Origin of the sequence: Acidiphilium sp. 34-64-41 (assembly GCF_002282635.1) — a bacterium.
GTDB lineage: Bacteria > Pseudomonadota > Alphaproteobacteria > Acetobacterales > Acetobacteraceae > Acidiphilium > Acidiphilium rubrum.
In genome coordinates this window covers 1-24,348 of the sequence record NZ_NCJX01000091.1, presented here as the reverse complement: position 1 = coordinate 24,348, position 24,348 = coordinate 1, and the positions used below count along the sequence as shown (strand labels likewise).

The 24,348-nt window shown below is 62.9% G+C and carries 26 protein-coding genes and 2 pseudogenes; 6 read left to right on the top strand and 22 right to left on the bottom strand.

Annotated features, from left to right (window positions below; translation table 11 throughout):
- Positions 1 to 164: 164 nt before the first annotated feature.
- Positions 165 to 773, top strand: a complete 609-nt coding sequence (locus B7X49_RS15530) for a hypothetical protein (protein WP_286704144.1) — start codon at positions 165 to 167, stop codon at positions 771 to 773.
- Between the two features lie 454 nt (positions 774 to 1,227).
- On the opposite strand, the gene B7X49_RS15525 is transcribed toward B7X49_RS15530, so the two are convergent.
- Genes B7X49_RS15525 through paaA form a run of 5 tightly spaced genes read right to left on the bottom strand, consistent with a single transcriptional unit; the run spans position 1,228 to position 4,783 of the window.
- The gene (locus B7X49_RS15525; protein ID WP_286704143.1) at positions 1,228 to 2,313 is read right to left on the bottom strand and encodes a 2Fe-2S iron-sulfur cluster-binding protein; all 1,086 of its coding nucleotides are present in this window, start codon (positions 2,311 to 2,313) and stop codon (positions 1,228 to 1,230) included.
- 8 nt (positions 2,314 to 2,321) lie between these two features.
- Entirely contained in the window at positions 2,322 to 2,816 is a 495-nt protein-coding gene (paaD, locus tag B7X49_RS15520) for a 1,2-phenylacetyl-CoA epoxidase subunit PaaD (protein WP_324504027.1), read from the bottom strand.
- On the bottom strand, positions 2,813 to 3,514 hold the full coding sequence (gene paaC, locus B7X49_RS15515; RefSeq protein WP_286704141.1) for a 1,2-phenylacetyl-CoA epoxidase subunit PaaC: 702 nt from the start codon (positions 3,512 to 3,514) through the stop codon (positions 2,813 to 2,815). The genes paaD and paaC overlap by 4 nt, the downstream gene beginning before the upstream one ends.
- On the bottom strand, positions 3,514 to 3,798 hold the full coding sequence (gene paaB / locus B7X49_RS15510; protein ID WP_286704140.1) for a 1,2-phenylacetyl-CoA epoxidase subunit PaaB: 285 nt from the start codon (positions 3,796 to 3,798) through the stop codon (positions 3,514 to 3,516). The genes paaC and paaB overlap by 1 nt, the downstream gene beginning before the upstream one ends.
- A 1-nt stretch (position 3,799) precedes the next feature.
- The gene (gene paaA / locus B7X49_RS15505) at positions 3,800 to 4,783 is read right to left on the bottom strand and encodes a 1,2-phenylacetyl-CoA epoxidase subunit PaaA (protein WP_286704139.1); all 984 of its coding nucleotides are present in this window, start codon (positions 4,781 to 4,783) and stop codon (positions 3,800 to 3,802) included.
- A 354-nt stretch (positions 4,784 to 5,137) separates the two neighbouring features.
- Between paaA and B7X49_RS15500 the strand changes: the two genes are divergently transcribed.
- Entirely contained in the window at positions 5,138 to 5,728 is a 591-nt protein-coding gene (locus B7X49_RS15500) for a TetR/AcrR family transcriptional regulator (protein WP_286704138.1), read from the top strand.
- A gap of 33 nt (positions 5,729 to 5,761) precedes the next feature.
- Here the strand turns inward: B7X49_RS15500 and B7X49_RS15495 are convergent, their stop codons facing one another.
- Positions 5,762 to 7,045, bottom strand: a complete 1,284-nt coding sequence (locus tag B7X49_RS15495) for an AMP-binding protein (RefSeq protein ID WP_286704137.1) — start codon at positions 7,043 to 7,045, stop codon at positions 5,762 to 5,764.
- A 177-nt stretch (positions 7,046 to 7,222) separates the two neighbouring features.
- On the opposite strand from B7X49_RS15495, the pseudogene B7X49_RS15490 reads away from it, so the two are divergent.
- A pseudogene (locus tag B7X49_RS15490) lies at positions 7,223 to 7,462 on the top strand (hypothetical protein); the annotation flags it as partial.
- Positions 7,463 to 7,711: 249 nt separating this feature from the next.
- Here B7X49_RS15490 and rpe read toward each other — a convergent pair.
- The 9 genes and pseudogenes from rpe to msrP form a co-directional block, all read right to left on the bottom strand.
- Positions 7,712 to 8,395: a ribulose-phosphate 3-epimerase gene (gene rpe / locus B7X49_RS15485; protein ID WP_286704136.1), complete on the bottom strand. Its 684-nt coding sequence runs from the start codon at positions 8,393 to 8,395 to the stop codon at positions 7,712 to 7,714.
- On the bottom strand, positions 8,388 to 9,314 hold the full coding sequence (gene cbbX / locus B7X49_RS15480; protein ID WP_286704135.1) for a CbbX protein: 927 nt from the start codon (positions 9,312 to 9,314) through the stop codon (positions 8,388 to 8,390). The genes rpe and cbbX overlap by 8 nt, the downstream gene beginning before the upstream one ends.
- A gap of 11 nt (positions 9,315 to 9,325) precedes the next feature.
- Positions 9,326 to 9,748, bottom strand: a complete 423-nt coding sequence (locus B7X49_RS15475; protein WP_029311242.1) for a ribulose bisphosphate carboxylase small subunit — start codon at positions 9,746 to 9,748, stop codon at positions 9,326 to 9,328.
- Between the two features lie 11 nt (positions 9,749 to 9,759).
- Positions 9,760 to 11,126: pseudogene (locus tag B7X49_RS15470) on the bottom strand (form I ribulose bisphosphate carboxylase large subunit).
- A gap of 28 nt (positions 11,127 to 11,154) precedes the next feature.
- Positions 11,155 to 12,234: a class II fructose-bisphosphate aldolase gene (fba, locus tag B7X49_RS15465; RefSeq protein WP_286704133.1), complete on the bottom strand. Its 1,080-nt coding sequence runs from the start codon at positions 12,232 to 12,234 to the stop codon at positions 11,155 to 11,157.
- A gap of 126 nt (positions 12,235 to 12,360) precedes the next feature.
- Complete coding sequence (locus B7X49_RS15460; RefSeq protein ID WP_029311239.1) at positions 12,361 to 13,239, bottom strand: phosphoribulokinase; 879 nt, start codon at positions 13,237 to 13,239, stop codon at positions 12,361 to 12,363.
- The gene (locus B7X49_RS15455) at positions 13,236 to 13,460 is read right to left on the bottom strand and encodes a hypothetical protein (protein ID WP_286840104.1); all 225 of its coding nucleotides are present in this window, start codon (positions 13,458 to 13,460) and stop codon (positions 13,236 to 13,238) included. The genes B7X49_RS15460 and B7X49_RS15455 overlap by 4 nt, the downstream gene beginning before the upstream one ends.
- A 17-nt stretch (positions 13,461 to 13,477) precedes the next feature.
- Entirely contained in the window at positions 13,478 to 14,302 is an 825-nt protein-coding gene (locus B7X49_RS15450; RefSeq protein WP_286840100.1) for a class 1 fructose-1,6-bisphosphatase, read from the bottom strand.
- A gap of 274 nt (positions 14,303 to 14,576) precedes the next feature.
- The gene (gene msrP / locus B7X49_RS15445; RefSeq protein ID WP_286704131.1) at positions 14,577 to 15,542 is read right to left on the bottom strand and encodes a protein-methionine-sulfoxide reductase catalytic subunit MsrP; all 966 of its coding nucleotides are present in this window, start codon (positions 15,540 to 15,542) and stop codon (positions 14,577 to 14,579) included.
- Positions 15,543 to 15,641: 99 nt separating this feature from the next.
- Here msrP and mazG point away from each other — a divergent pair, with 99 nt between their 5' ends.
- Positions 15,642 to 16,463: a nucleoside triphosphate pyrophosphohydrolase gene (mazG, locus tag B7X49_RS15440; protein WP_286704130.1), complete on the top strand. Its 822-nt coding sequence runs from the start codon at positions 15,642 to 15,644 to the stop codon at positions 16,461 to 16,463.
- On the opposite strand, the gene B7X49_RS15435 is transcribed toward mazG, so the two are convergent.
- The 7 genes from B7X49_RS15435 to cysE all read right to left on the bottom strand — a co-directional run bounded on the left by B7X49_RS15435 (position 16,443) and on the right by cysE (position 22,405).
- Positions 16,443 to 17,288: an inositol monophosphatase family protein gene (locus tag B7X49_RS15435; RefSeq protein ID WP_286704129.1), complete on the bottom strand. Its 846-nt coding sequence runs from the start codon at positions 17,286 to 17,288 to the stop codon at positions 16,443 to 16,445. The genes mazG and B7X49_RS15435 overlap by 21 nt on opposite strands.
- A complete protein-coding gene (gene hflX, locus B7X49_RS15430; protein ID WP_286704128.1) occupies positions 17,285 to 18,595 on the bottom strand; it encodes a GTPase HflX in 1,311 nt (436 codons plus the stop codon). Before hflX ends, B7X49_RS15435 begins: the two co-directional genes overlap by 4 nt.
- A gap of 6 nt (positions 18,596 to 18,601) precedes the next feature.
- On the bottom strand, positions 18,602 to 18,925 hold the full coding sequence (gene hfq / locus B7X49_RS15425) for an RNA chaperone Hfq (protein WP_029311233.1): 324 nt from the start codon (positions 18,923 to 18,925) through the stop codon (positions 18,602 to 18,604).
- A 234-nt stretch (positions 18,926 to 19,159) separates the two neighbouring features.
- Entirely contained in the window at positions 19,160 to 20,197 is a 1,038-nt protein-coding gene (gene mnmA / locus B7X49_RS15420; protein WP_286704127.1) for a tRNA 2-thiouridine(34) synthase MnmA, read from the bottom strand.
- Between the two features lie 8 nt (positions 20,198 to 20,205).
- On the bottom strand, positions 20,206 to 20,538 hold the full coding sequence (locus B7X49_RS15415; RefSeq protein ID WP_286704126.1) for a ferredoxin family 2Fe-2S iron-sulfur cluster binding protein: 333 nt from the start codon (positions 20,536 to 20,538) through the stop codon (positions 20,206 to 20,208).
- Between the two features lie 9 nt (positions 20,539 to 20,547).
- Complete coding sequence (locus B7X49_RS15410) at positions 20,548 to 21,708, bottom strand: cysteine desulfurase family protein (protein ID WP_286704125.1); 1,161 nt, start codon at positions 21,706 to 21,708, stop codon at positions 20,548 to 20,550.
- Positions 21,686 to 22,405: a serine O-acetyltransferase gene (gene cysE, locus B7X49_RS15405; protein ID WP_286704124.1), complete on the bottom strand. Its 720-nt coding sequence runs from the start codon at positions 22,403 to 22,405 to the stop codon at positions 21,686 to 21,688. Before cysE ends, B7X49_RS15410 begins: the two co-directional genes overlap by 23 nt.
- Before the next feature lie 443 nt (positions 22,406 to 22,848).
- Here cysE and B7X49_RS15400 point away from each other — a divergent pair, with 443 nt between their 5' ends.
- Together B7X49_RS15400 and B7X49_RS15395 are read left to right on the top strand one after the other, a co-directional pair.
- A complete protein-coding gene (locus tag B7X49_RS15400) occupies positions 22,849 to 23,514 on the top strand; it encodes an alpha/beta hydrolase (RefSeq protein ID WP_029311228.1) in 666 nt (221 codons plus the stop codon).
- Between the two features lie 148 nt (positions 23,515 to 23,662).
- On the top strand, positions 23,663 to 24,265 hold the full coding sequence (locus B7X49_RS15395; RefSeq protein WP_286840095.1) for an MASE1 domain-containing protein: 603 nt from the start codon (positions 23,663 to 23,665) through the stop codon (positions 24,263 to 24,265).
- The last annotated feature ends 83 nt before the right edge of the window (positions 24,266 to 24,348 follow it).

Genomic DNA, 24,348 nt, shown 5'->3' with positions numbered 1-24,348 from the left:
ATCGATGATCGCAATCAAACGGAATCCATGATCGCGATCCACCGGAATCGATGATCGCGATCAAACGGAATCAGTGATCGCGATCCACCGGAACGCGCAACTTCTCAGACGACCCGACGTTGGACACCCATTACAGCAATGCTCCGTATTGGTTGAACCGATGCATGAATTTCATGCTGGTTGCCAGTGTATCGCGTGCCGTCTGGTGCGTTTCTGAACAACAACTGTCAAACTACCGAGGCGCGCTGGGTCCCGACAATGTGCATCGGCTCGAGCTGCGTTTCGTGCCTGGATATGCGACGCGATACCAATCGGACCACACCCGCAAGGATATCGATTTCCTGTTCACCGGGGGGATGACCCAATACCGGCAGTCGCAGCTCTCTCGGCTCCATGCACGGGGCCGGTCAGTGACGTTCCTGGAATCCAAAACACCGGGTTTTCTCCGAAACGATTATCTCGCGCGGTCGCACCTAAGTCTGAATATTCCGCAACATAGAAATTGGCCCCATCCATCGCAGATGCGCTATTTCTACGCGATCATGCATGGTGGCTTGCTCCTGAGTGAGACATGCAAATTTCCCTGCCATCTCGACCCCTATGTATTACATGCAGCACCCGACGATTTCACGGAAGCGGCGATGGCCATTCTATCTGAAGCTGCATCATCCAGACCCCGCACCGAAATGTTCGAGCGGTTCCGGGAAGAGATGCCGTCCCGGGATGTCATGCGTGCATTGATCGAGCGCTCTCTAGGTTCTGTGGACGGATAGCTGAAAGTTACAGATAGGGATTTCCGGATCGGAGATTTTTCGACTGATGGTTGACCGGCAGATCGGCATTATGAAAGCTGGGCATGTTGACTGGAGTGACTGAAAACGACTGGGGGCACTGGCAATTTGTTGATGTAATACCAACTGACTTAGCCTTTGGCACACGCCCAGGTCCTTGTTCCGATTGAGGCGATACGGGCTGGATCATTGACGAGGAACAGCCAAGCCTGTTTGCAAGCTCCGAGCATGACTGCGGTGCGGACCTTCGCCGAGCCTGTCGCTGGGGATGCATTTGCGGAAAGGCGGCGACCCCGGGCGGCGCATGAAACCAACGGTCTCCGGGAAAACCGGGGCGGTTCACCGCAATGAGAGGCAAACCTGCCAGTCTGTCTTCGGCTGGAGCCGACCGCAAGCTGCCGATCCGCTCTGGCATTATTCCCGCACTTCGGCCAACCTACATATCATAGCTTATCACCACATCATCGCCGCGCGGAGCGGATTGGCAGGTTAGAATATAGCCTTGGGTGACCTCATCGGCCGTCAGCCCATAGTTCACCTTCATATCCACTTCGCCCGAAACCAGCTTCGCCCGGCAGGTCGCGCATACCCCGCCTTTGCAGGCGAACGGGGCCGGCATCCCGGCGGCGCGCACGCTATCCAGGATATTCCCCAGCGCGGCATCGAACACTACCGTCGATTTGCGGCCATCCAGCAAAATCCCCATCCGCCGCCCCGCCGCCGCTTGCACCACCGCTGCTGCGCTCTCGCTTTGCGCTGTGCTTGGCCCGGCTGATAAAAAAAATTCCAGCAGGATCGTCTCCGCCGGCACGCCCGCCGCGAGCAGTGCTGCCTCAGCGCCGAGCATCATCCCTTCCGGGCCGCAAATGAAAACCTGGTCCAAATCCGCTGGATCGAGCAACAGGCCGACAATCTCCGCACATTTTCGTGCGTCCAGCCGGCCGTTGAACAGCGCCACATCGTCCTCTTCCATCGAGAGGAAGTGGAAAATTTCCAGCCGGTCCATGTAGCGGTTTTTGAGTGCGGCCAGTTGCTCGGCGAACATGATCTGCCCGCTCTGGCGGTTGGCGTAAAACAATTTGAAGCGGCTTGCCGGCTCACTGTGCAGCACGGTTTTCAGGATCGAAAGGATCGGCGTGATGCCGGAGCCGGCGGCGAACGCGGCATAGGACAAGGCCCGCTCTGCCCCGAACGGTGCCGTGAAACGGCCGGAGGCTGGCATCACCTCCAACCGATTGCCCGGCTGCAGCACATTGTTGGCGTAGGTGGAGAATTTGCCGCCGGCCACGGCTTTCACCGCCACCATCAGCACGCCCTCCGCCGGTGCCGCGCAGATCGAATAATTGCGGCGCACGTCCTCACCGCCAATCTCCGCCCGCAGCGTCAGATACTGCCCGGCCTTGAATGTGAAATGCGGCGCCAGCGCGTCTGGCACATCGAAACGGATGGAGACGGCATCACGCGTCTCGCGCGTGATCTCCGCCACGGTCAGCGCGTGAAAACTGGTTTTCGGTTTGTCCATGGCGCCCGCTATATACATTTGAACCGGTCGAACGGCTCGGCACACTCAAGGCAGCGCCACAGCGCCTTGCACGGGGTCGAGCCAAACTGGCTGATCTCTGCGGTCCTGCCCGCACCGCATTGCGGGCAGATCGCCGGCGCCGCATCCCGCCGCGCCCGGCGCTCTGCTGCGGTTTCCGGCGGCGCAATGCCGTAGGCCAGCAGCTTCGCCCGCCCTGAATCAGATATCCAATCCGTCGTCCAGGCCGGTGACAATTCTGTTTTGACCACGACATCCCGCAAACCGGCATCATCCAGCGCCGCGCGCACCGCTTTGTTGATCGCCACCGTCGCCGGGCAGCCGGAATAGGTCGGGGTGATCACCACCGCCGCCGGTACGCCGGCGCGCACCGCGCGCACAATACCGAGCTCCACTACCGAAATCACCGGAATCTCAGGGTCCGGCACCGCGCCCAGAATTTCATAAATCCGCGCCACAAGCCGCTCCGCAATGGTGGCGCTCACCACACCGCATCCGGATAGGCTCGCGGCAGATACTGCATCTGCGCCAGCAGATGCCCCAGATGTTCGGAATGGCGCCCGCGCCTGCCGCCGGTGATGCCGCGCACCGGCTCAGGCGCGTCAAGCCCGGCTTGCGCCAATACCTTACCCACGCGTGCATCCCATTCTGTGCGCAGCGCCGCGCAACCATCCTCGAACAGCTCACCGGTAAAACGCCCGCACCAGTCGAGCCCTGCGATCATGCGCTGATGGCTCTCGGCGGTGCCGTCGCCAAGCCGGACCACCCAGCCGGCGGCAAAGCTGGCATGGTAGGTGACTTCCTTGACCGCCTTGCCCGCGATCGCCGCGATCTCCTGGTCCGCAGCATCCGCCAGCCGCCGGAGCAGCAATTCCTGCCAAGCGGAAAACAGGAACTGCCGCGCGATGGTACGCGCGAAATCGCCGTTCGGCTGTTCCGCCAGCAGGCAGTTCTGGAACGCATCCTCGGTGCGCCGATAGGCCAGCGCATCCGCGTCGCGCCCTTCGCCCTCCGCCGCCGCAGCCAGTCCCAGGAACAACTGCGCCTGTCCGATCAGGTCGAGCCCGATATTGGTCAGCGCCAGGTCAAGCTCGAGCGTCGGCGCATGGCCGCACCATTCGCTCAGCCGGTGCCCCAGAATCAGCGCGTCGTCACCCAACCGCACAGCAAGATCGTGCGCCATCAGATATGCTTCACATTATCAGGCACAACATAGAAGGTCGGATGCCGGTAAACCTTGTCCTGCGCCGGCTCGAACAGGCAGGCCGCGTCGCCAGGGTCGGACGCGGTGATCGCAGCCGAAGGCACCACCCACAGACTGACCCCCTCCATCCGGCGGGTATAAACATCCCGCGCCGCCTCCACCGCCATTTTCGGGTCGGCGGCGTGCACGCTGCCGACATGCCGGTGCGACAGGCCGTTCTTGGCCCGCACGAAAACTTCCCAGAGCGGCAGACCCTCTTTCATGTCACGCCGCCTTGTTCTGCCGCTTGGCCTCATGCGCCATGGCGGCCTCACGCACCCAGGACTGGCTCTCCCAGGCATCAATCCGCGCCTTGATCCGGTCCTTCGCCACCGGTCCCTCGCCGCGCACCACGGCATAGAATTCCGCCCAATCGATCGCGCCATAATCATAGCTTTCGCGCGCCGGATTCCATTTCAGGTCCGGATCGGGAATCGTCAGCCCCAGGGCCTGCGCTTGCGGCACCGTCACGTCGATGAATTTCTGGCGCAGCTTGTCATTGGTATCGCGCTTGATCCGCCAGCGCATCGATTGCGCGGAGTTCGGCGAGTTGTCGTCCGGTGGCCCGAACATCATCAGCGAGGGCCACCACCAGCGGTCCAGCGCATCCTGCGCCATGCGCTGTTGCGCCGGCGTGCCGTTCGCCAGCTGCATCATGCTCTCATAGCCCTGGCGCTGATGGAAACTCTCCTCCTTGCAGATGCGCACCATCGCGCGCGCATACGGCCCGTACGAGGTGCGCTGCAGCGGCACCTGGTTCAAGATCGCCGCACCGTCCACCAGCCAGCCAATGGCGCCGATATCCGCCCAGGTCAGCGTGGGGTAATTGAAAATCGTGGAGTATTTCGCCCGTCCCGCATGCAGCGCTTCGGTCATCTCGTCGCGCGACACCCCCAATGTTTCGGCCGCGGCATACAAATAAAGCCCATGGCCGCATTCATCCTGGATTTTCGCCAGCAGGATCGCTTTGCGCCGCAGCGAGGGTGCGCGCGTCAGCCAGTTGCCCTCCGGCAACATCCCGACAATTTCCGAATGCGCGTGCTGTGATATCTGCCGGATCAGCGTCTTGCGATACGCCTCCGGCATCCAGTCCTTGGGCTCGATGAACTCGTCCGCCGCGACGCGCGCCTCGAACGCCGCGTGCCGCCCCGCATCGTCCGCCGCGATGGCCGCAATGTCATTCTGTTTGCTCAGCTCGACAGTATCCATGCGCCTGCTCCTCCGGACGGATTTGAAACTACGATAACCCGACCGATCGGTCAATTAATTTATGCGCCCGGCAGCACTTTTGCCCCGATCATCCGGCCAAGCCCCTGAAACAGCGCGACCACCCGCCCGTCCCCGCCTTTCACCCTCACCTGGGAAACGCCGGACCACCCTGCCCCTCCCCGCCATCCGCGCGGTCCATGCCGCCGCGGCCGGTACCGGCGCATCGGTGGCGAGCCACGATCCGCTGACGATCGATGCGATTTGAAACTGTCTTTACGCGTCCGCGGGGTGTAGCAAAACCCGTCCGTTCGGACTATCAATCCGGGTGAGTGAACATCCGGGATCAACTGGTTCATGGCAAGAACGCAATCGGCGGATTACGACAAGCGCCGCGAGGCCATCATGGCAGCCGCCGCCTTGCTCTACGCCAAAAAGGGCTTCCTGGGCGCCTCCGTCGCGGAGCTGGCGGACTCCTGTGCTATCTCGAAATCATTGCTCTACCATTATTATCCCGCCAAGGACGATATCCTGTTCGACGTCATGGACACGCATGTCCAAACCCTCGTCGAGGCGGCCACACGGATCGAAGCCGGCGAGGGCGCAGCGGATGCCAAGCTGCGCGCACTCGCCCACGCGCTGATGCGGCTTTATAGCGGCGCGCAGGCCAGCCAAAAGATCCTGCTGAACGAGTTGCCAAATTTGCCCGCGCCGCGGCGCGCGATCATCGTCAAGCACCAGCGCGATCTGCTGGACGTGGTGGACCGTTTGACGATCGAACTGCGCCCAAAGCTCACCAAATCCCCGGCACTGCGCCGGCCAATCGTCATGATGTTCTTTGGGATGCTGAACTGGACCCATATCTGGTTCGACCCGAACGGTCCGACGAAAGCGGGCAAGATCGCCGATCTTGCGACCGAAATGTTTCTGGGCGGCCTGCCAGATTAGCAACAATTACGGTTCGATACCATCGCCTCGTCCCTATCCGGCCAGCTTGCGCAGATCCCTGATCCGCTGAACCTTCCCCAGCGATCGCGCGATCGTCCCCGGCATGACGATCTCGACCACAGCCGTAATGCCGATGCGTCCCTTGATCAGCTCACGCAGCTTCCTGCCTTGCGCGGCGATGCTCCCCTCATCGAGACAATCGACCTTGGCTTCCGCGCAAACCTTGATCTCATCCATCCGGTCGGGACGGGTCAGCTCGATATAATAATGGGGCGCCAGGCCAGCGCATTCGAACAGCAATTCCTCGATCTGGGTCGGAAAGACGTTAACACCGCGGATGATCATCATGTCGTCCGACCGGCCCATGATCCGGCCCATTCGGCGCATCGCGCCCAACGGTCCTGGCAGAGTCCCCGGCAACAGGCAGGTCAGGTCGCGCGTGCGATAGCGGATCACCGGCATCGCCTGTTTCGTGAGCGACGTGAAAACCAGCTCCCCAACCGCCCCGTCCGGCAAGACCTCGCCCGTCACCGGATCGATGATCTCCGGGTAAAAATGATCCTCCCAGATCGTCGGCCCGTCTTTCATGGCCGCCCCCTCGCTGGCAACCCCCGGCCCCATGACCTCCGAGAGGCCATAAATATCCACCGCATCGATGTGAAAGGCCGACTCGATCTCCGCGCGCATCGCATCGGTCCAGGGTTCCGCGCCAAAAATACCGATCTTCAGCGAGGTCGAACGAGGATCGATGCCCTGGCGGATGAACTCATCGAGAATCGTTAGCATATAGCTCGGCGTGACCATGATGATGTCTGGCTGGAAATCAATGATCATCTGCACCTGCTTTTCGGTCTGACCGCCGGACATCGGGATCACGGTGCAGCCCGCCGCCTCGGCGCCATAATGCGCGCCAAGGCCGCCGGTGAACAGGCCATAGCCGTAAGCGACATGGATTTTCATGCCGGGTTTGCCGCCGGCAACCTCGATCGAGCGAGCGACCAGTGCCGCCCAGGTTTCGATGTCCGATTTCGTATACCCTACAACAGTGGGTTTGCCGGTCGTGCCGGATGAGGCGTGGACCCGCTGCACCTGATCCATCGGGACGCTGAAAAAGCCGAACGGATAATGCGCACGCAAATCGCCCTTGGTGGTGAACGGCAATGTCGCGATATCGGCAAGGCACGTAAGATTGGCTGGGGTAATGCCCGCTTTGTCGAACGCATGACGGTAATGGTTGTTGTTCTGATAGGCATGCGCGGCAGTGGCTTTCAACCGGTCCAGCTGAAGCGCCCTCAGTGCACCGACATCGTCGATCATAGCGGTCCTGTTTCGGAGCATGGTGGACAGTCTACCCCCCGGGAAAATTGTTATTTACTTCAGCTTGGGCAAACAATAAAATAAATCGTCCAGACGGTCAATTATTTAGACCGGCCCGGACAGCGATTTCACCATCCGGCCGCGCGGCAAGCGCTCTTGCGGTCTTTGTCGGGCCCGATTGAGCGCTCCGACACCGCCAGCGGGTTCGAACTCCTGCCACGCCGCCGGCCGGAAGCAGCAAAGGTTCCGTTAGCGTAAGCCGGTGGAAGATTGCTGGAGGGGATGGAGCGACCCTTCGCCTGGCGCGGCAGAGGTCGGCGCCTTTCAAAGGATTTCGAGGCCACCGTTACAAGTGCAACCGCATGGCTCTTCCTCGCACATATCCGCTTGCCCACCCCCCTCCCACCCGGCCTATAAACCAGTGTGACCACGCCACGACCGGCCCTGACAGCCACCCAGAAAACCCAATGCATCGCAGCATTGTTAGCAGTCCTGTGCGATCTGATGCTCGCCCTCTGTGATGCCGCCGGCATGCCCGCCACGCTCCACCGCGCCATCAGTTCCTATTTCGCCGCGCTGAACGAGCATTGCGCCGCCATCCTGGCCGACAGCCCAGCCGAAACGTCGAGCGTCGCAACCACACCGTCTCATCCCGCCACCGCCGCATCACCGCCGCAGGCCACCAGCGCGCAAAGCCGCGATGTTCTCGGCGTAGCGTGCCACGCCACCTCGAAACACCGCGGATCCCGCCACCAGCACATCCGCCCCCGCCGCGATGCAGGCGCCGCTGTTCTCCGGCGTTACCCCACCATCAAGTTCCAACCGGATGTCCCGCGCGCCGATCATCTCGCGCACCCGCCGGATCTTCGGCAACTGGCTGTCCAGAAACACCTGCCCGCCAAACCCTGGGTTCACCGTCATCACCAGCACCAGGTCGATCTGGTCGATCACATAGCGCAGCGCCTCTTCCGAGGTCGCCGGGCACAGCGCCACGCCCGCGCGGCAGCCGCGCGCCTTGATCGCCTGCACCGTCCGATCAAGATGAATCCCGGCCTCGGCATGCACCGTAATGATATCCGCCCCCGCATCGGCAAACGCATCAAGGTACGGGTCGACCGGCGCGATCATCAGATGCACGTCGAACACCGCAGCGGTGTGCGGCCGCAGCGATTTCACGACAATCGGCCCGAACGTCAAGTTCGGTACGAAATGCCCATCCATCACATCGATATGTACCCAATCCGCGCCCGCCTGCACGATCGCGCGGGTCTCTTCGCCGAGGGCGGAGAAATCGGCGGACAGGATCGATGGCGCGATCAGCACGGTGCGCGTCGCGGCGGCGTCAAGCATCGATCTCTCCCGAACTGGTATCGGTCTCCAGAAACACCCGGCTACCGAGCAGATCCTCCGGCTCGATCATCGTCAGCATCGCCGGATCGATCAGCCCGTCATGCGCGATCACCCGGTTCGCCTGGCGCAACCGTGCCCGGTCGAGCGCGTTGCGGATCGAGCGCGCATTTGAAAAATACGGCCGCTCCCGCCGCCGCGCGATATACCGGTCCATCACCGCCCGCGCCTCCGGGCTGAACCGGTAGTTCTGCCGTTGCAACATCGTATCGCTGATCGAAAGCAACTCGGCATTCTCGTAATCAGGAAAATCGATATGATGAGCAATGCGCGAGCGAAACCCCGGATTGAGCGTGAAAAACTTGTCCATCCGGTCGGCGTACCCCGCGAGGATCACCACCAGATCCTCGCGCTGATTCTCCATCACCTGCAACAGGATCTCGATCGCCTCCTGACCATAGTCGCGCTCGTTATCCGGCCGATACAAATAATACGCCTCATCGATGAACAACACGCCACCGATCGCCTTTTTCAGAATCTCCTTGGTCTTCGGTGCGGTATGCCCGATGTATTGCCCGACCAGATCATCCCGCGTCACCGAAATCAGCTGGCCTTGCCGAACGAAGCCGAGCGCCTTCAGAATACTCGCCATCCGCAGCGCCACCGTGGTCTTGCCGGTGCCCGGATTGCCGGTGAACGACATATGCAACGTCGGCGCCTCGGTCGCGTAGCCGTATTTCTGGCGCACCCGCTCGACCAGCAGGAGCGCTGCAATCTCGCGGATGCGCGCCTTGACCGGCTTCAGCCCGACCAGATCGCGTTCAAGCCCATCAAGCACTTCGCTGATGCCCGCACCGGCGAATTCGGCCTTCAGGTCGATCGGTTCGGTCGGGCGCATTGCAGGTTCCGCATGGTCGAGCATCATCATCTCCCTCAGCCGCCGTAGCGTGAGCCTTCCGGTTTTTGCAGCCCATAGGCCCGGGTTTCATAACGCATCATCCGCCCGCCGATTTCCTGGCGCGTCAGCATGAACCCGGCTTCATCGGCCGGCCGCTGCACGATGAAGGAAATCCGCAGCGACTCCCAGGTGTTCGTCGCATCGAACGCGCTGAGCCTGATGTAACAATCGGTATGGATGCGCCGGCAATCGTTCAACTCGCCCATGATCGCTTTCGCGTCACGGATGTCGAACATCGGCAGACCCCACATTTCCCAATACGTGTTCCGCGGGTGTGGATCGTCGGTATACTCGAGATTGACCGCCCAGCCATTGTCGAGACAATACTGGATCTGCTTGCTGATCTGTTCATCGGTCAGATCGGGAAGATATGAAAAACAGCCTTGGGTGACTCGCATGGTCTTGATCCTCAGTATGCTGGCATCGGGGAAGCAACAAAATCGGGCGTGTCGGTCGAAGTATAATCGAACGTCACATCGCCCCAGGTATCGAGCGCCTGGCGCAGCGGCAGGCAATGCCGCGCCGCCTGGGCGAGAATATCCGGACCCTCGCGGTAGTAATCACGCCCCTCGTTGCGCGCCAGGATCATCGCTTCGAGGGCGACGCGGTTGGCCGTTGCACCGGCGGCGATGCCGAGCGGATGACCGATGGTGCCTCCGCCGAACTGCAGCACCACATCCTCACCCAGATGATGCAGCAATTGATGCATCTGCCCCGCATGAATGCCGCCCGAGGCCACCGGCATCACCTTGCGGGTGCCCGCCCAATCCTGTTCGAAGAAAATACCGTGCTCGAGGCGCATCGGGTTGTGGTCCTCGCGCAGCACGTCATAGAAACCGCGCGTGGTGAGCGGATCACCTTCGAGCTTGCCGACCACGGTGCCGGCATGAATGTGATCGACCCCGGCAAGCCGCATCCATTTCGCGATGACCCGGAACGACACGCCGTGCGTTTTGTGGCGCGTATAGGTGCCGTGGCCCGCGCGATGGAGGTGCAGAATCATGTCGTGCTTGCGCGCCCATTTCGACATCGACTGGATCGCGGTGTAGCCGATCACAAGGTCGATCATCACGATGGTAGAGCCGAGTTCATGCGCAAAATTCGCGCGCTCGTACATTTCCTCCATCGTGCCGGCGGTGACGTTGAGATAGGTGCCCTTGACTTCGCCGGATACCGCCTGGGCGCGATTGACCGCTTCCATGCAGTATAGAAACCGGTCGCGCCAATGTTGACCGTGGCACCCAGCAACGGGCGCCCGAATTTATCGAGGCGCTCACGCTCGACCACGATGCCGGTGGAGGGACCATCGAAGGTTTTGATATAGGCAACCGGCATCCGCATGTCTTCCAGCCGCAGCGCCTTGAGCGGCTTGAAACCGAAGACGTTGCCGATGATCGAGGCGGTGAGGTTCGCGATCGAGCCGGGTTCAAACAGCGCGAGATCGTAGGCGATGTAGGCGAAATACTGGCCGGGCCCGTTCGGCACCGGGTCGACCCGATAGGCTTTGGCGCGATATTTCTCGCAGGCGGTGAGCCGATCGGTCCAGACCACCGTCCAGGTCGCGGTCGAGCTTTCACCAGCGACCGCGGCCGCCGCCTCGATCGCGTCGACACCATCCTGCGGCGTGATGCGGAACAGCGCGATGACATCGGTGATCTTCGGTTCGTAATCGGGCTCCCAATAGCCCATCTTGCTGTATTCCATAACGCCCGATCGATAGCGGTCCTTGCCGCGGACGGTCTTGGCATCGGCTATTTTCGGTGTGGGTGTGTCCATTGTCGGGTCTCCGGTTAGCGGTTGTCGTTCAGGCGGCGGCGCGAACGGAAAAGACGGGGTCTAGGCTGCCGGTAGCGTATTGCCGCGCCATGGCGGCGAGCGGTTGGGGGCGAATGCGCGATGCTTGGCCCGCGGTGCCGAACGCTTCGAAGCGTTGCCGGCAAAGATCGCGCAATGCTGCGGTCGCTGGTTTCATGAATTGGCGGGGGTCGAATTCGGCCGGTTTTTCGGTCGCGACCTTGCGCAGAGCGGCCGCCATCGCGAGGCGGCAATCGGTGTCGATATTCACTTTGCGCACGCCGTGGCGGATGCCGACCAGAATTTCCTCGATCGGCACTCCCCAGGTTTGTGGCATCGCGCCGCCGTAGCGGTTGAACGCCTCCTGCAACTCCTGCGGCACCGAGGATGATCCGTGCATCACGAGGTGCAGCGCGGGCATGCGTTCGTTGATCGCGCGGATCACGTGCATCGCGAGAATCGCACCATCGGGCTTGCGGGAAAATTTATAGGCGCCGTGCGAGGTGCCCATTGCGACCGCGAGCGCATCGACCTTGGTGGCTTTGACGAATTCGACCGCCTGATCCGGATCGGTCAGCAACTGGTCGTGCGAGAGCGTGCCCTCGGCGCCGTGGCCATCCTCCGCCTCGCCCATGCCGGTTTCGAGGCTGCCGAGCACCCCGAGTTCACCTTCGACCGACACGCCGACGCGATGGGCCAGATCAGCCACACGCGCGGTGATCGCAACATTGTAGTCGTAATCAGCGGGCGTCTTGGCATCGGCTTTCAGCGAACCGTCCATCATCACGCTGGTGTAGCCGTGCTGGATCGCCGAGAGGCAGGTGCCTTCGTCGTTGCCGTGGTCCTGGTGCAGGCAGATCGGAATGGCAGGGTAGGTGATTTCTGCGGCCTCGATCATTTTTGCCAGCATGACGTCGCCGGCGTAGGACCGTGCGCCGCGCGATGCCTGCAAGATCACCGGCGCGTCGGCTGCGGCCGCCGCCTCCATGATCGCGATCACTTGTTCCATATTATTAACGTTAAACGCCGGGACGCCATAGCCGCGTTCGGCGGCGTGATCGAGCAACTGACGCAAAGTGATGCGTGCCATATCAAAAACCTTTCAAGAACGGATACACAGTTGTTTTCAAAGGCAAGCGCCCAACCAACAAAGTTTTTTTTGCTTCTTTTTTGTCTACAAAAAAGAAGACGTTCCCTTGACTTTTTCTCTGCATTTTCATCGCACAGCCCGCTTTTTGTGATCCATCAGCTGCATGATCACCGGCGTTAAAATCAGTTGCATGGCCAGATCGAATTTATTACCGGGCAAGACGATGGAATTGGCGCGCGACATGAAGCTGCCGTGCAGCATCGATAACAGATAGGGAAAGTCGATGCCGTGCGGATTGCGAAACCGCACCACCACGATCGATTCATCGGCGGTTGGAATCCAGCGGGCGATGAACGGGTTCGAGGTATCGACCGTCGGCACGCGCTGGAAGTTGATGTCGGTATAGGTGAACTGGGGGCAAATGTAGTGAACGTAATCGGGCATCCGCCGCAGGATCGTGTCCATCACCGCTTCGGTTGAATACTGGCGGGTCTTGCTGTCGCGATGGATTTTTTGGATCCATTCGAGGTTGATGACCGGTACGACGCCGATCTTGATATCGGCGTGCTTGCCAGTGTCGATATCGCCGTGTTGGACGGCACCGTGTAGACCCTCGTAGAGCAGGATGTCGGTATGCTCGGGCAGGTCTTCCCATGGCGTGAACGTGCCGGGTGCGGCGCCGTATTGTTCGGCCTCGCTCTGGTCATGGATGTAGTGGCGAGATCTGCCGCGGCCGGTTGCCGCATAGGTTGCGAAGGTCTCCTGCAATTCAGACAGAAGATTGGTTTCGGGGCTGAAATGACTGAAATGCCGGTTACCCGCCGCTTCCGCCTCGGCCATTTTCAATTTCATTGTAGCGCGATCGTAACGATGAAAGGAATCGCCTTCGATCATCGCCGCCTCGATTTTTTCGCGGCGGAAGATCTGCTCGAACACGTTGCGGACCGAGGTGGTACCCGCGCCGGACGAGCCGGTGACCGAAATGATCGGGTGCTTGCGGCTCATGCCAGTGATTCGATCGTGCTCGCTGTTTTGCGAAACAGCGAGCGCGTCTTGAACAGCGGTGATTCATTCACCGCACCGGCGTGATATGCATCGGCCACGCGCATGACCTCATCGGTCGAGCCGAACACCAGCGGGCAGCGCTGGTGAATGTCGTTCGCGACGAGATCGAGCACGGCGGTGCGGCCATCGGTTGCGGCGGCGCCGGCCTGTTCCATCAGCATCGCGATCGGATTGGCTTCTAGACCAGGCGCAGGCGCCCGGCCCGATAGCCGCGCCGCTGATCGGCCGGGTAGAGATAGATGCCGCCGCGCATCAGGATGCGGAACGCGTCACCCACCATCGAGGCCAGCCAGCGGGTGTTGAAATCCTCGCCGCGCGGCCCGTTGCGGCCTTTTTTCAGCTCCATGATGTAGGTGCGGATCTCGGGGTCCCAATGGCGCAGGTTCGAGCCGTTGATCGCGTATTCGCGCGTGGTGTGCGGCACCTCGATTTCACCGCGGGTTGCGATGAAGGCGCCGGAGTCCGGGTCGAGCGTGAAGACGCGGGTGCCGGCACCGAGGGTGAGGACCAGGGCGGTCTGCGGGCCGTAGATCACGAACCCGGCGGCAAGCTGCTGGCGGCCGGGCTGCAGGAAGGGTGCTGCCGGATCATCCGCGACGCCCATGCCGGCGGGCATGATCGAGAAGATCGTGCCGATCGGGGCCAGCGTGTCGATGTTGGATGAACCATCGAGCGGATCGACCGCGACGGCGAGGGGCGCATGCGGGTCGAGCACCTCGGGTTCATCGGATTCCTCCGAAGCGAAGACCGCGACCGGGGCGCGGGCCAGGGCTTCGCGGAGAATGGTGTGGGTCATGGCGTCCAGCGCCTTCTGGCCATCACCGTCGATCGAGGCGCCGATGATCGCGCCGAGATTGCCGGCCAGCGGACCGCGCGCGAGGATGCGCGAAATCTGGCGACCTGCGGCGGCGATGGAATGAACCGTCTGGCAGACCGCGACGAGATGCGGTGTGCGGCCGGCGGCAAAATCCAGATATGAATCGAGTCTCAGGTGTTCGGCCATGGCATGTCTCTCCCGTAAACGCACCACCTTGAGGCTCGTGCCGTTTTGTCCCCGCGAAGTTTGTTCCATCGCAGAACCGGAATATGAACAGCCTTAAAAAAATAAGTAAAGATAAATTTTCTTTGTTATAGATTTAGTTTAACTTAACCGAATCATTGCATTTACGCATAAAGTTTTACAGCATGCATTTTATACGCAATAAACGGAAAAACGCGCGGGTAATCTGGCGGGATAGCCACCGCCCGATCAACCGCGCGCGGGGTGTCGGTTTCCGTTACATGAACAGCGTGCGGTCCTGTTTCATGCCGGCGTAAAGCGGTGCGACCCACTGGCTGTAGCCGTTGTAGATCACGGTCGGCACGGTTTCGTCGGTGCCGATGATCCGTTCGCGCGCCTGGCTCCAGCGCAGCGTCGGGAATTTCGGGTTCACATTGGCCCAGAACCCGTACATGTCCGGGCTGGTCTTTTGCCAGAAGGTTTCCGGCTGATCCTTGACGAATTCGATCCGGACGATCGATTTCGCCGATTTGAACCCGTATTTCCACGGCAGGATCACGCGAATCGGCGCGCCGTCCTGCTTGGGCATCGGCTGGTTGTAGAGGCCGGTGCCGACGAAGGCGAGTTCGTTGGTCGCCTCCGCCATGGTCAGGCCTTCGTGATAGGGCCAGGGGAAAAACGGGATCGACAAGCCCGGCATCGTCTTGGCATCGGCGAGGCTGGTGAACCGCAGATATTTCGCCGAGGACAGCGGCTTGGCGAGCTTGACCAGATCGCTCATGGCGAAGCCCTCCCACGGCACCGTGATCGCCCAGGCTTCGACGCAGCGGTGGCGATAGACGCGGGTTTCGGTTTTCACCTGCTTCATCAGATCATCGAACGAGATCGTGAAGGGTTTTTCCACCAGCCCGTCGAATTTGATGGTCCAGGGCTCGATCGGCAGCTTCTGGGCGGCGCGCCAGATATCCTTCGAGAGGCCGAATTCGTAGAAATTATTGTATCGCTCGGCGTCTTTCTGCGGGGTCAGCGGCCGGCCGGGCTGAAAGCGCATCGCGGCGGCGGAATAGCCGGGGTCCTCGATCGTGACCTTCATTGCGCTCTGCGCCTGGGCCGTGCCGATCGCACCGAAGCCCATGGTTGCGGCGCCGAGGCCCGCGAGTGCCGCGCGACGGTTCATCACGATGTGCTGCGGCGTGGCGGCACTCTCGGGCAGGTCCCATTCGGGTCGATGTCTGATCAGCATGGTTGTTCTCCTTGACCGCTATATTAGTGTGGTTTGGCGAATCCGCGCCATCACGCCGGCGTGACCAGACGCCGATCCACCCCGAACGCCCGAGGCCGCATGACCGACTCCGAACGACAAAGCACTGGCCTGGCCCGACTGCTCACCGTGATGGCAGCGCTGCGCGATCCGGTTTCAGGCTGCCCCTGGGACCGGGTGCAGGATTTCGCGTCCATTGCTCCCTATACGGTCGAGGAGGCCTATGAGGTTGCCGATGCGATCGTGAATAACGATCCATCTGCGTTGCGCGATGAACTGGGCGATCTGCTGTTTCAGGTGGTTTATCACGCGCGCCTCGCCGAGGAGCGCGGCTGGTTCGATTTCGAGGCGGTGGCGGCGGGTATTACGGCCAAGATGATCCGCCGCCATCCGCATGTGTTCGGCGATGCGGCGATGCGCGATGCCGGGGCGCAGACCGCGACCTGGGAGGCGGACAAGGCGCGCGAACGGGCCGGCAGGGCCGAAACCGGCGTGTTGGACGGGATTGCGACCACGCTGCCGCCGCTGCTGCGGGCGCAGAAACTCGCGAGCCGGGCCGCCCGCGTCGGGTTCGACTGGCCGGATGCCGCCTCCGTGCTCGACAAGCTCGATGAGGAAATCGCCGAACTGCGCGCGGAGCTGCCGGGCAACGATCCCGACCGGATCGAGGATGAACTGGGCGATCTGTTTTTCGTGATGGTCAATCTGGCGCGCAAGCTCAGGTGCAGCGGCGATGCCGCGCTGCGCCGGGCGAATGCGAAATTCGAACGCAGGTTTCGCGCGGTCGAGGCGCTGCTGGCCAGCGCCGGCAACACGCCCGAGCAGGCCGATCTCGATGCGATGGAGGCGCTGTGGCGGCAGGTTAAAGCCAGCGAGCCGCGTTCAGGCGAACACCTGGCTTAGTGCCTGCCAACTCGCTTCATCGACCGCCGCCATGATGCCGCCATCGAGCTCGGAGGGGTGCCAGGGCGAACCATCCGGCTTGCGGACATAGCCGCCCGCCTCCGCGACGATCAGGGCGCCCGCCGCATGATCCCACGGCAGGGTCCGGCGCGAGACGGTGGCATGGATATGGCCCATCGCCAGGGCGCGGTAGGTGTGCGCGGCACAGCGGAAATTCGGCGTCTGCCCCAGCTTCGTCAGGCCGTGCAGCACGAGCGAGCGTTCCGGCTCGGGCATGTATTGCCACGATACCGAGGCGATCGACGCATCGAGCGGCGCGGGTTTGGCGACGTGCAGGCGCACCCAATCGTCCGGCCCGGCGGCATCGCCGGCGGTGGCGCGGCGGATCAGGAAGGCGCCGTGGCCCTTGGTGGCGACCACGGTATCGTCGCGGATCGGATCATAGATCAGGCCGGCGGTGGTCTCGTCATCCTCGACCAGCGCGATCATGACGCCGAACAGCGGCAGGCCGGCGGCATAATTCTGGGTGCTGTCGATCGGGTCGATCACGAATACCGGTGCTGAACCGCCGATGGCCCCCATCAGCGTGGGGTCGCCCGCGACCGATTCCTCGCCGATCACCGCGATGCCGGGGAACAACTGCCGCAGCCCTTGGGTGAGTGCGCGTTCGGCCGCTTCGTCGGCCACCGTCACCGGGTCGAGCGGGCCGGATTTGGTGCGCAGATCGGCCGGGCCGATATGGCCGAAGCGCGGCATGATGATGGTTTTCGCGACATGGCGCATCAGCTCGGTAATGGCGACCAGATCGGCTTCATCGAGCATCATGGGGCGGAACTCGCAGCGGGCAGGGTGAAATCGCGCTCGAACCGGGCCCGGTCCTCGGGGCGGAGGCGGACGGTGACCTTGATGTCGTCATCGAGATCGGCGCGGGCCAGCACCTCGCCATGGCGGTACAGCCAGGCGAGCGAGGCGCCATCCGACGAAGGCAGGGTGTAGTCGATCAGGTGCATGCTGCTGGCCAGACGCGCATCGATCGCCTCGCGCAGCGCCATCAGGTTTTCACCGGACAGGGCCGAGACCGCGATGGCCGTGGTATCCGGCAGGTCGCGCAATTCGGGGGCGAGCAGGTCGATCTTGTTGAGCACTTCGAAGCTGCGCGACTGCCAGCCGGCATCGATCATGCCGGAATCGGCCATGCCATCGAGCACGGTGACCACATCGGCGCGCTGGGCGGCACTGTCGGGGTGGGCGGCGTCGCGCACGTGCAGCAGGATATCGGCGGCGGCGACTTCTTCGAGCGTGGCGCGGAATGCGGCGACCAGTTCGGTCGGCAGATCGGAGATGAAGCCGACCGTGTCGGACAGGATGGCGTGGCGGCCGGAGGGCAGCACGATCAGGCGCATGGTGGGGTCGAGCGTTGCGAACAACTGATCCTCGGCCTGGACGGCGGCACCCGTGAGCGCGTTGAACAGGGTCGATTTACCGGCGTTGGTGTAGCCGACCAGGGCGACCACCGGATAGGGCACCCGGCTGCGCGCGGTGCGGTGCAGGGCGCGGGTGCGGCGGACATCTTCCAATTCGCGTTTCAGGCGGGCGATGCGGTCGGTGATCAGGCGTCGATCCGCCTCGATCTGGGTTTCGCCGGGGCCGCCCAGAAAGCCGAAACCGCCGCGCTGGCGCTCAAGATGGGTCCAGGAGCGGACCAGGCGGGAGCGCTGGTAGGCGAGATGGGCGAGTTCGACTTGCAGCACGCCTTCGGCGGTGCGGGCGCGTTCGCCGAAAATATCGAGGATCAGGCCGGTGCGGTCGATCACCTTGCAGTTCCAGGCGCGTTCGAGGTTGCGCTGCTGCACCGGGCTGAGCGCGGCATCGACCACCGCGACGGTGATATCGGCCTCGGTGATCGCCTCGCCGATGCGGCTGACCTGACCCTCGCCGAACAGGGTCGAGGGGCGGAGCGCGCGGATTTGCAGCGTGTCCTGATAGGCGATGACCAGCCCGATCGAGGCGGCGAGGCCGATGGCTTCGGCCAGCCGTGCATCGGCCTCGCGCAGACGATCGCGCCGCGACCCATGCTCCCAGGGGAGCAGAATCGCGGCGCGGGTCGGGGCGGCCTGGGTTTCGGTGGTCAAATAAACCTACTCGTCATCGCGATCGGGCTCCGCGCGGTTCATCAGGCTCAAAGTGGTGGGATTCTGCGAGGGGGTGGCGGCGACGCTGCCCTCGGCCTTGGTCGCATCGAACAGCTGGATCGGCGCACCCGGCATCACGGTGGAGATCGCGTGCTTGTAGACCAGCTGGGTATGACCGTCCCGGCGGAGCAGAACCGAGAAATTGTCGAACCAGGTGATGACACCCTGCAATTTGACGCCGTTCACCAGGAACACGGTGACCGGGGTTTTGCTCTTGCGAACATGGTTCAGGAAGACGTCCTGCACGTTCTGCGATTTTTCGTTGGCCACGGCGGGATCCTTTATGTTTTTGTCGCGCCGGTCGATGCCGGAGCGATGGTTGCACTATGGTGTGGCACGACGGCCGAAAACCGTCACGCCCGAAGTTTTGCGCTGCCGCTTGCGTGGCACGAAAGCGGCGGCGCGTCGCCATTATAGCGCGATGAACGGGCGAAACCAGAGTCGATTGCGCGGTTCGCCGATTGAAACCGGCAAGAGTTACGCGGCGCCGGTATCAATTGGCCGTCAGACGATGAACCCGCCGCCCAGCACCCTGGTGCCGTCATAGATCACGCAGGCCTGCCCCGGTGCGGCGAGGGCCGCGGTATCGAGCGTGACGATGCCGGTGGCAGCGTCGATTTCCGCGTCCTGCGGGGTCTCGCGGGCGCGGAGCTTGACGGTCGCGCGAAACGGCGTACCCGGCGGCTCGATCAGCCAGTTCGGCTCGGCAAGCCGCACCCGGCGTGAACCCGTGCCGCGCGGCCCGACCACGAGGCGGCGGCGCCCGGCATCGATTTCGGTGACGACGCGCCCCGATGCGGCACCCAGGCGCTTGCCTTGGCCCACCGTGTAGCGCGCGATACCCTGGTGGCTGCCGAGCACGGTGCCGTCCTGATCGACGATGTCGCCCGGCAGGGCGGCATCGGGGCGGAGTTTCGTCACGATATCAGCATACGAACCGGAGGGGACGAAGCAGATATCCTGGCTGTCCGGCTTGTCCGCCACCTGCAGGCCCATGCTGGCGGCATGGGCGCGCACTTCGGCCTTGTCCGGCATGGAGCCGAGCGGAAACCGGGCGAATTCGAGCTGGTCGCGCGTGGTGGCGAACAGGAACCAGGACTGATCACGCGCGGCATCGGCAGCCCGATGCAGTTCGGCCCCATCCCTGCCCTGTTCGCGGCGGACGTAATGGCCGGTGGCCAGCGCTTCGGCGCCCAGATCGCGCGCGAGGCCGAGCAGGTCGCCGAATTTCAGATGCTGGTTGCAGCGCACGCACGGCACCGGGGTTTTGCCGGTGGCGTAGGACTCCGCGAAATCGGCAATTACCGCCTTGCGGAACGCGGCCTCGGCATCGATCACGTAATGCGCGATGCCCAGACGGTCCGCCACATTGCGCGCGTCGTGAATGTCCTGCCCGGCGCAGCAGGCACCCTTGCGGCCGGCGGCGGCGCCGTGGTCATAGAGTTGCAGCGTCACCCCGATCACCTCATGCCCGGCCGCGTGCATCAGCCCGGCAACCACCGAACTATCCACCCCACCCGACATGGCAACCACGATCCGCATGATTGTGCCTACCCACCCTGCGCGTTGCGCACGCCGGCCGGCAACCGCACCACCAAGCCATCAAGCGACGGCGACATCACGATCTGACAGCCGAGGCGGGACGTTTTTTCGAGGCCGAAGGCAAGGTCCAGCATGTCCTCCTCATCCTCGGACGCCTTGCCGAGCCGGTCATACCAGTCGGGATCGACGATCACATGGCAGGTCGAGCACGCGAGCGAGCCTTCGCACGCACCTTCGATATCGACGCCGTGCTTATGCGCCACTTCGAGCACCGAGAGGCCAACCGGCGCATCGACGGTGCGGCGCGATCCATCGCGCTCGATAAATATCATGCTTGGCATCGGAAACCTTCAAACCAGGGACGGGATATACGCTTCGGGTGAGTTAGAGAACCCGCCACGCTTGCGCAAGGCGCGCGCGGCAAGACGCCGATATGCGGCGAGAAACCGGGCAGGCGCGTCTTCGGGCGCGTTCCACGGCAGGGAGACGCGGATGGCGCAGCCGGCGAGGTCGTGCAGGCCCATCGCCGTCAGCACATGGCTGCGCGCCACCTTGCCCGACGAGCAGGCCGAACCGGCGGAGACGCTGATCCGCTCGAGATCGAGCGCGATCACCTGGGTCTCGGCGGCCAGCCCGGGCAGAGCGAGGCAGGTCGTGTTGGGCAGCCGCGGTGCGCCGGTGCCGATCACGATGGCACCATAGTCGCGCGCGCCGGCCTCGATCGCGTCGCGCAGGCGCGTTTGGCGCGGCGCCTCGGCAGGATCGGACGCCGTGATCGCGGCGGCGAAACCGGCGATCGCGGGCAGCGCCGGCGTGCCGCCGCGCCGCCCCTGTTCCTGGCCGCCGCCGGCGATCAGCGCTGGCAGGCCCGCCGCGACGCCGGGCGCGAGGATCAGGGCACCGACCCCTTTCGGACCGCCCAACTTATGGGCCGAGATCGCGACGCTGGTGGCACCGAGCGCCAGATAATCAATGGAAATCCGCCCGGCCGCCTGCACCGCATCGACATGCAGCAACGCGCCATGCGCGGCGCAGAGCGCGGCGATCGGGGCGATGGGGCTGAGCACGCCGGTTTCGTTGTTGGCCGCCATCACGCAGACCAGGGCGCCCGGCCGCGCCGTGAGTTCGGCCTCGAGCCAGGCGAGGTCGGCGAGACCGGCCGCATCGACCGGCATGATCTCGGCGGCGGGTGCGCCGGCGCGCACGGCATCGTGCTCGGTCGCGCCGATCACGATCGGGCGGGTCGCACCGAAGGCGTGAATCGCCATGGCGTTGGCTTCGGTCGCACCCGAGCAGAACACGACATCCTGCGCCCTTGCGCCGAACCGGGCGGCAATGATGGTCCGGGCAGTCTCGAGGCCGCGCCGGGCGGTGCGGCCCTCGGCATGGATGGAGGCGGGATTGCCCAGGATGTCCAGCGCGTCGATCAGCGCCGCGCGGGCGGCCGGGCGCAGCGGTTCGGTCGCGTTGGCATCCAGGTAGAGAGGGTCAGCTTCGTTCGACGCGTTCATCGACATTGGCCTCCCGCCCCGGTGCGGGGGCGGGCCGCAGGGCCTCGGCGCGGGCGATTCGCGCTTCCAGATCGTTCATTTCCGAACGCAGCGTGTCGATTTCATGCAACAGCGGATCGATACACGGGTCGCACGGCGTGCCGTACGGGTCGAATCGTGGCTTCGAGGGGCGCACCGCGGTGCCACGCTCGACCGGCCGGGCCGGAATGCCGACGACCGTGGTATTGGGCGGCACTGCCGCGACCACGACCGCGTTGGCACCGACGCGGGCGTTATCGCCGATCAGAATGTCACCTAGCACCTTCGCCCCGGCGCCGATGATGACGCCATTGCCGAGAGTCGGGTGGCGCTTGCCGTGATCGCTCGACGTGCCGCCCAGCGTGACCTGATGGTAGAGATACACATCATCGCCGAGTTCGGCGGTTTCACCGATCACGACGCCCATGCCGTGATCGATGATGCAGCGCCGCCCGATGGTCGCACCAGGGTGAATTTCGATTCCCGTGAGCATCCGGCCGAAATGCGAGACGAGTCGCCCCAGCAGATACGCATGGCTGCGCCACAACGCATGTGCCACGCGATGCAGCAACACCGCATGGAGCCCAGGGTAGCAGAGCAAAACCTCGATGTCCGACCGCGCGGCGGGATCCCGCTGACGATAGGCTCGGACCGTTTCACGCAAAAACATGCGGCTCATACGACATTTCCATAGGAAATCACGGGATTACCGCGTATAAACATCACTTGTATATAATTGATGTCGCGACAATGGCAATCGGGCGGTACCGTATGAAAACGATGCGCTGTTTCCTGGCTTTGACGTGAAGCCTGGCTGCGATCGGGTTTGTCGGCACAAAAATTGACCGCTCAAGGCGGGGTCTGTCGGGGTATCGTCGTTCAGGAGAGTAGCTATGCAGTCTAAGCCGGTCGATAACGCCTCAAGGGTCCCTATTTACTGGAGGCTGGTCTGCCCAATCGGCAATTATGTTGATTTGCCGGGCGAATGGGCGGTATGGGCTTTTGCGAGATTTCCCGTGAAACGCGCTTAGGAGCGCGGGTAGAGTTTGTTGGGCTTCCGGTCAACCGACCAGGGAGCGTGTTCGCTATCGATACCAAGACTGAGAAAGAACTGATAAACCGATGCCTGAAGTCACATTTGCCGGGCCTGATGGCCGCCTCGAAGGACGCTACCACCACGCCAAGGAGCGGGGTGCGCCGCTGGCGCTGGTGCTGCACCCGCATCCGCTGCACGGCGGCACGATGAATAATCGCATCACCTACACGATGTATCAGGTTTTTCAACGACTTGGCTTTTCTGTCATGCGGTTCAATTTCCGCGGCGTGGGACGCAGCCAGGGCAGCTATGATGGCGGCATGGGCGAGATTAACGACGCGGCCGCCGCGCTCGACTGGATGCAGGCGCTGAACCCCGGCCACGGCGGGCTATGGATTGCCGGGTATTCGTTCGGCGCCTTCGTCGGCATGCAGTTGCTGATGCGCCGGCCGGAGGTTTCGGGCTGGATCAGCGTCGGCACACCGGCTGCGCATTACGATTTCGGGTTCCTGGCCCCCTGCCCCTGCGGCGGGCTGATGATCCACGGCGATGCCGACGAGCTGGTGCCGGAAGCTTCGGTCCGCAAACTGGTCGACAAATTGAACACCCAGAAGGGCGTCACGGTCGATTATCGCGTCATGGCCGGGGCGGATCACGTGTTCGCCCATCATGCCGAAGCGATCGGCGAGGCGCTGGAATCGTACGTCAGCGGCGATATTGCGCGCAAGCACATGGCTCTGGCGGCCGATTGAACGGATTTTCGGCACCGTCCTGACTTCACATTAACGGCATTTTAATCTGAACCTGATTTGATGTCGAAACCAGAATTGATGGTTTCGACTCAGGTCAGGATAGGTTTGTGCATTTTTTTCGAAAGCGATTGCGCCGGCTTCGGCTGTGGTGAGGCTTGGTTGGCTCGATCCGCTGTTGCAGAGCGGCACGGTCCGCCAAGGCAATGAGCCGCGCGCGGGCACGGGCGTGGCACTTGTCGTTGTTGCGGTCGTCGCCGCCGCGCTGGCCGCAATCAGCCTTTATGCCTGCCGCTTCGGTGACCGCATTCCAGCGTGCTGGCCGGCGAATGCCCTGCCGCTCGCATTATTGTTGACTCGCCAGCCAACCGGCTGGCGCCTCCCCGCATCGATCATTATCGCCAGTGCGGCGGGCATCGTGCTCGCCAGCCTCGCAGCGGGTGCGACCTGGGTGACGTCTTTCTCGTGGGGGGGAGCGAACAGCATCGAAATTGCCAGCGCCGCAATGATCGCCTGGCTGCCGCGGGGCACCCGCCCGCGATTGCGGCGGCTGAATGGTCTGCTCAAGCTCGTGCTCGCCATCGGTATTGCCGGGCCTGGACTCGGTGCCGTGGTCGGTGCCGCGATCGGTCCACCAGGCGGCTACGGCGCGGCATGGCTTGTCTGGTTTGCATCCCACGCGCTGGGAAATCTGATTTTCACGGCTGGTGCCATGATCCTGCTCGACCGGACGCAGGAGTGCGTATTCCGTTGATCGCGATCATCCATTCCGGTCGATCGCGATCACTGATTCCGGTGATCTCGATCATGATGTTCACCATGCCTGAGGCTGGCGTG

Excerpts from the sequence above, each read along its gene's own strand:
- B7X49_RS15530 (WP_286704144.1), top strand. The coding sequence starts at position 165 with ATGAATTTCATGCTGGTTGCCAGTGTATCGCGTGCCGTCTGGTGCGTT.
- B7X49_RS15525 (WP_286704143.1), bottom strand. The coding sequence starts at position 2,313 with ATGGACAAACCGAAAACCAGTTTTCACGCGCTGACCGTGGCGGAGATC.
- paaC (WP_286704141.1), bottom strand. The coding sequence starts at position 3,514 with ATGGCGCACGATCTTGCTGTGCGGTTGGGTGACGACGCGCTGATTCTG.
- paaB (WP_286704140.1), bottom strand. The coding sequence starts at position 3,798 with ATGAAAGAGGGTCTGCCGCTCTGGGAAGTTTTCGTGCGGGCCAAGAAC.
- paaA (WP_286704139.1), bottom strand. The coding sequence starts at position 4,783 with ATGGATACTGTCGAGCTGAGCAAACAGAATGACATTGCGGCCATCGCG.
- B7X49_RS15500 (WP_286704138.1), top strand. The coding sequence starts at position 5,138 with ATGGCAAGAACGCAATCGGCGGATTACGACAAGCGCCGCGAGGCCATC.
- B7X49_RS15495 (WP_286704137.1), bottom strand. The coding sequence starts at position 7,045 with ATGATCGACGATGTCGGTGCACTGAGGGCGCTTCAGCTGGACCGGTTG.
- rpe (WP_286704136.1), bottom strand. The coding sequence starts at position 8,395 with ATGCTTGACGCCGCCGCGACGCGCACCGTGCTGATCGCGCCATCGATC.
- cbbX (WP_286704135.1), bottom strand. The coding sequence starts at position 9,314 with ATGCTCGACCATGCGGAACCTGCAATGCGCCCGACCGAACCGATCGAC.
- B7X49_RS15475 (WP_029311242.1), bottom strand. The coding sequence starts at position 9,748 with ATGCGAGTCACCCAAGGCTGTTTTTCATATCTTCCCGATCTGACCGAT.
- fba (WP_286704133.1), bottom strand. The coding sequence starts at position 12,234 with ATGGCACGCATCACTTTGCGTCAGTTGCTCGATCACGCCGCCGAACGC.
- B7X49_RS15460 (WP_029311239.1), bottom strand. The coding sequence starts at position 13,239 with ATGAGCCGCAAGCACCCGATCATTTCGGTCACCGGCTCGTCCGGCGCG.
- B7X49_RS15455 (WP_286840104.1), bottom strand. The coding sequence starts at position 13,460 with ATGCTGATGGAACAGGCCGGCGCCGCCGCAACCGATGGCCGCACCGCC.
- B7X49_RS15450 (WP_286840100.1), bottom strand. The coding sequence starts at position 14,302 with ATGGCCGAACACCTGAGACTCGATTCATATCTGGATTTTGCCGCCGGC.
- msrP (WP_286704131.1), bottom strand. The coding sequence starts at position 15,542 with ATGCTGATCAGACATCGACCCGAATGGGACCTGCCCGAGAGTGCCGCC.
- mazG (WP_286704130.1), top strand. The coding sequence starts at position 15,642 with ATGACCGACTCCGAACGACAAAGCACTGGCCTGGCCCGACTGCTCACC.
- B7X49_RS15435 (WP_286704129.1), bottom strand. The coding sequence starts at position 17,288 with ATGATGCTCGATGAAGCCGATCTGGTCGCCATTACCGAGCTGATGCGC.
- mnmA (WP_286704127.1), bottom strand. The coding sequence starts at position 20,197 with ATGCGGATCGTGGTTGCCATGTCGGGTGGGGTGGATAGTTCGGTGGTT.
- B7X49_RS15415 (WP_286704126.1), bottom strand. The coding sequence starts at position 20,538 with ATGCCAAGCATGATATTTATCGAGCGCGATGGATCGCGCCGCACCGTC.
- B7X49_RS15410 (WP_286704125.1), bottom strand. The coding sequence starts at position 21,708 with ATGAACGCGTCGAACGAAGCTGACCCTCTCTACCTGGATGCCAACGCG.
- cysE (WP_286704124.1), bottom strand. The coding sequence starts at position 22,405 with ATGAGCCGCATGTTTTTGCGTGAAACGGTCCGAGCCTATCGTCAGCGG.
- B7X49_RS15400 (WP_029311228.1), top strand. The coding sequence starts at position 22,849 with ATGCCTGAAGTCACATTTGCCGGGCCTGATGGCCGCCTCGAAGGACGC.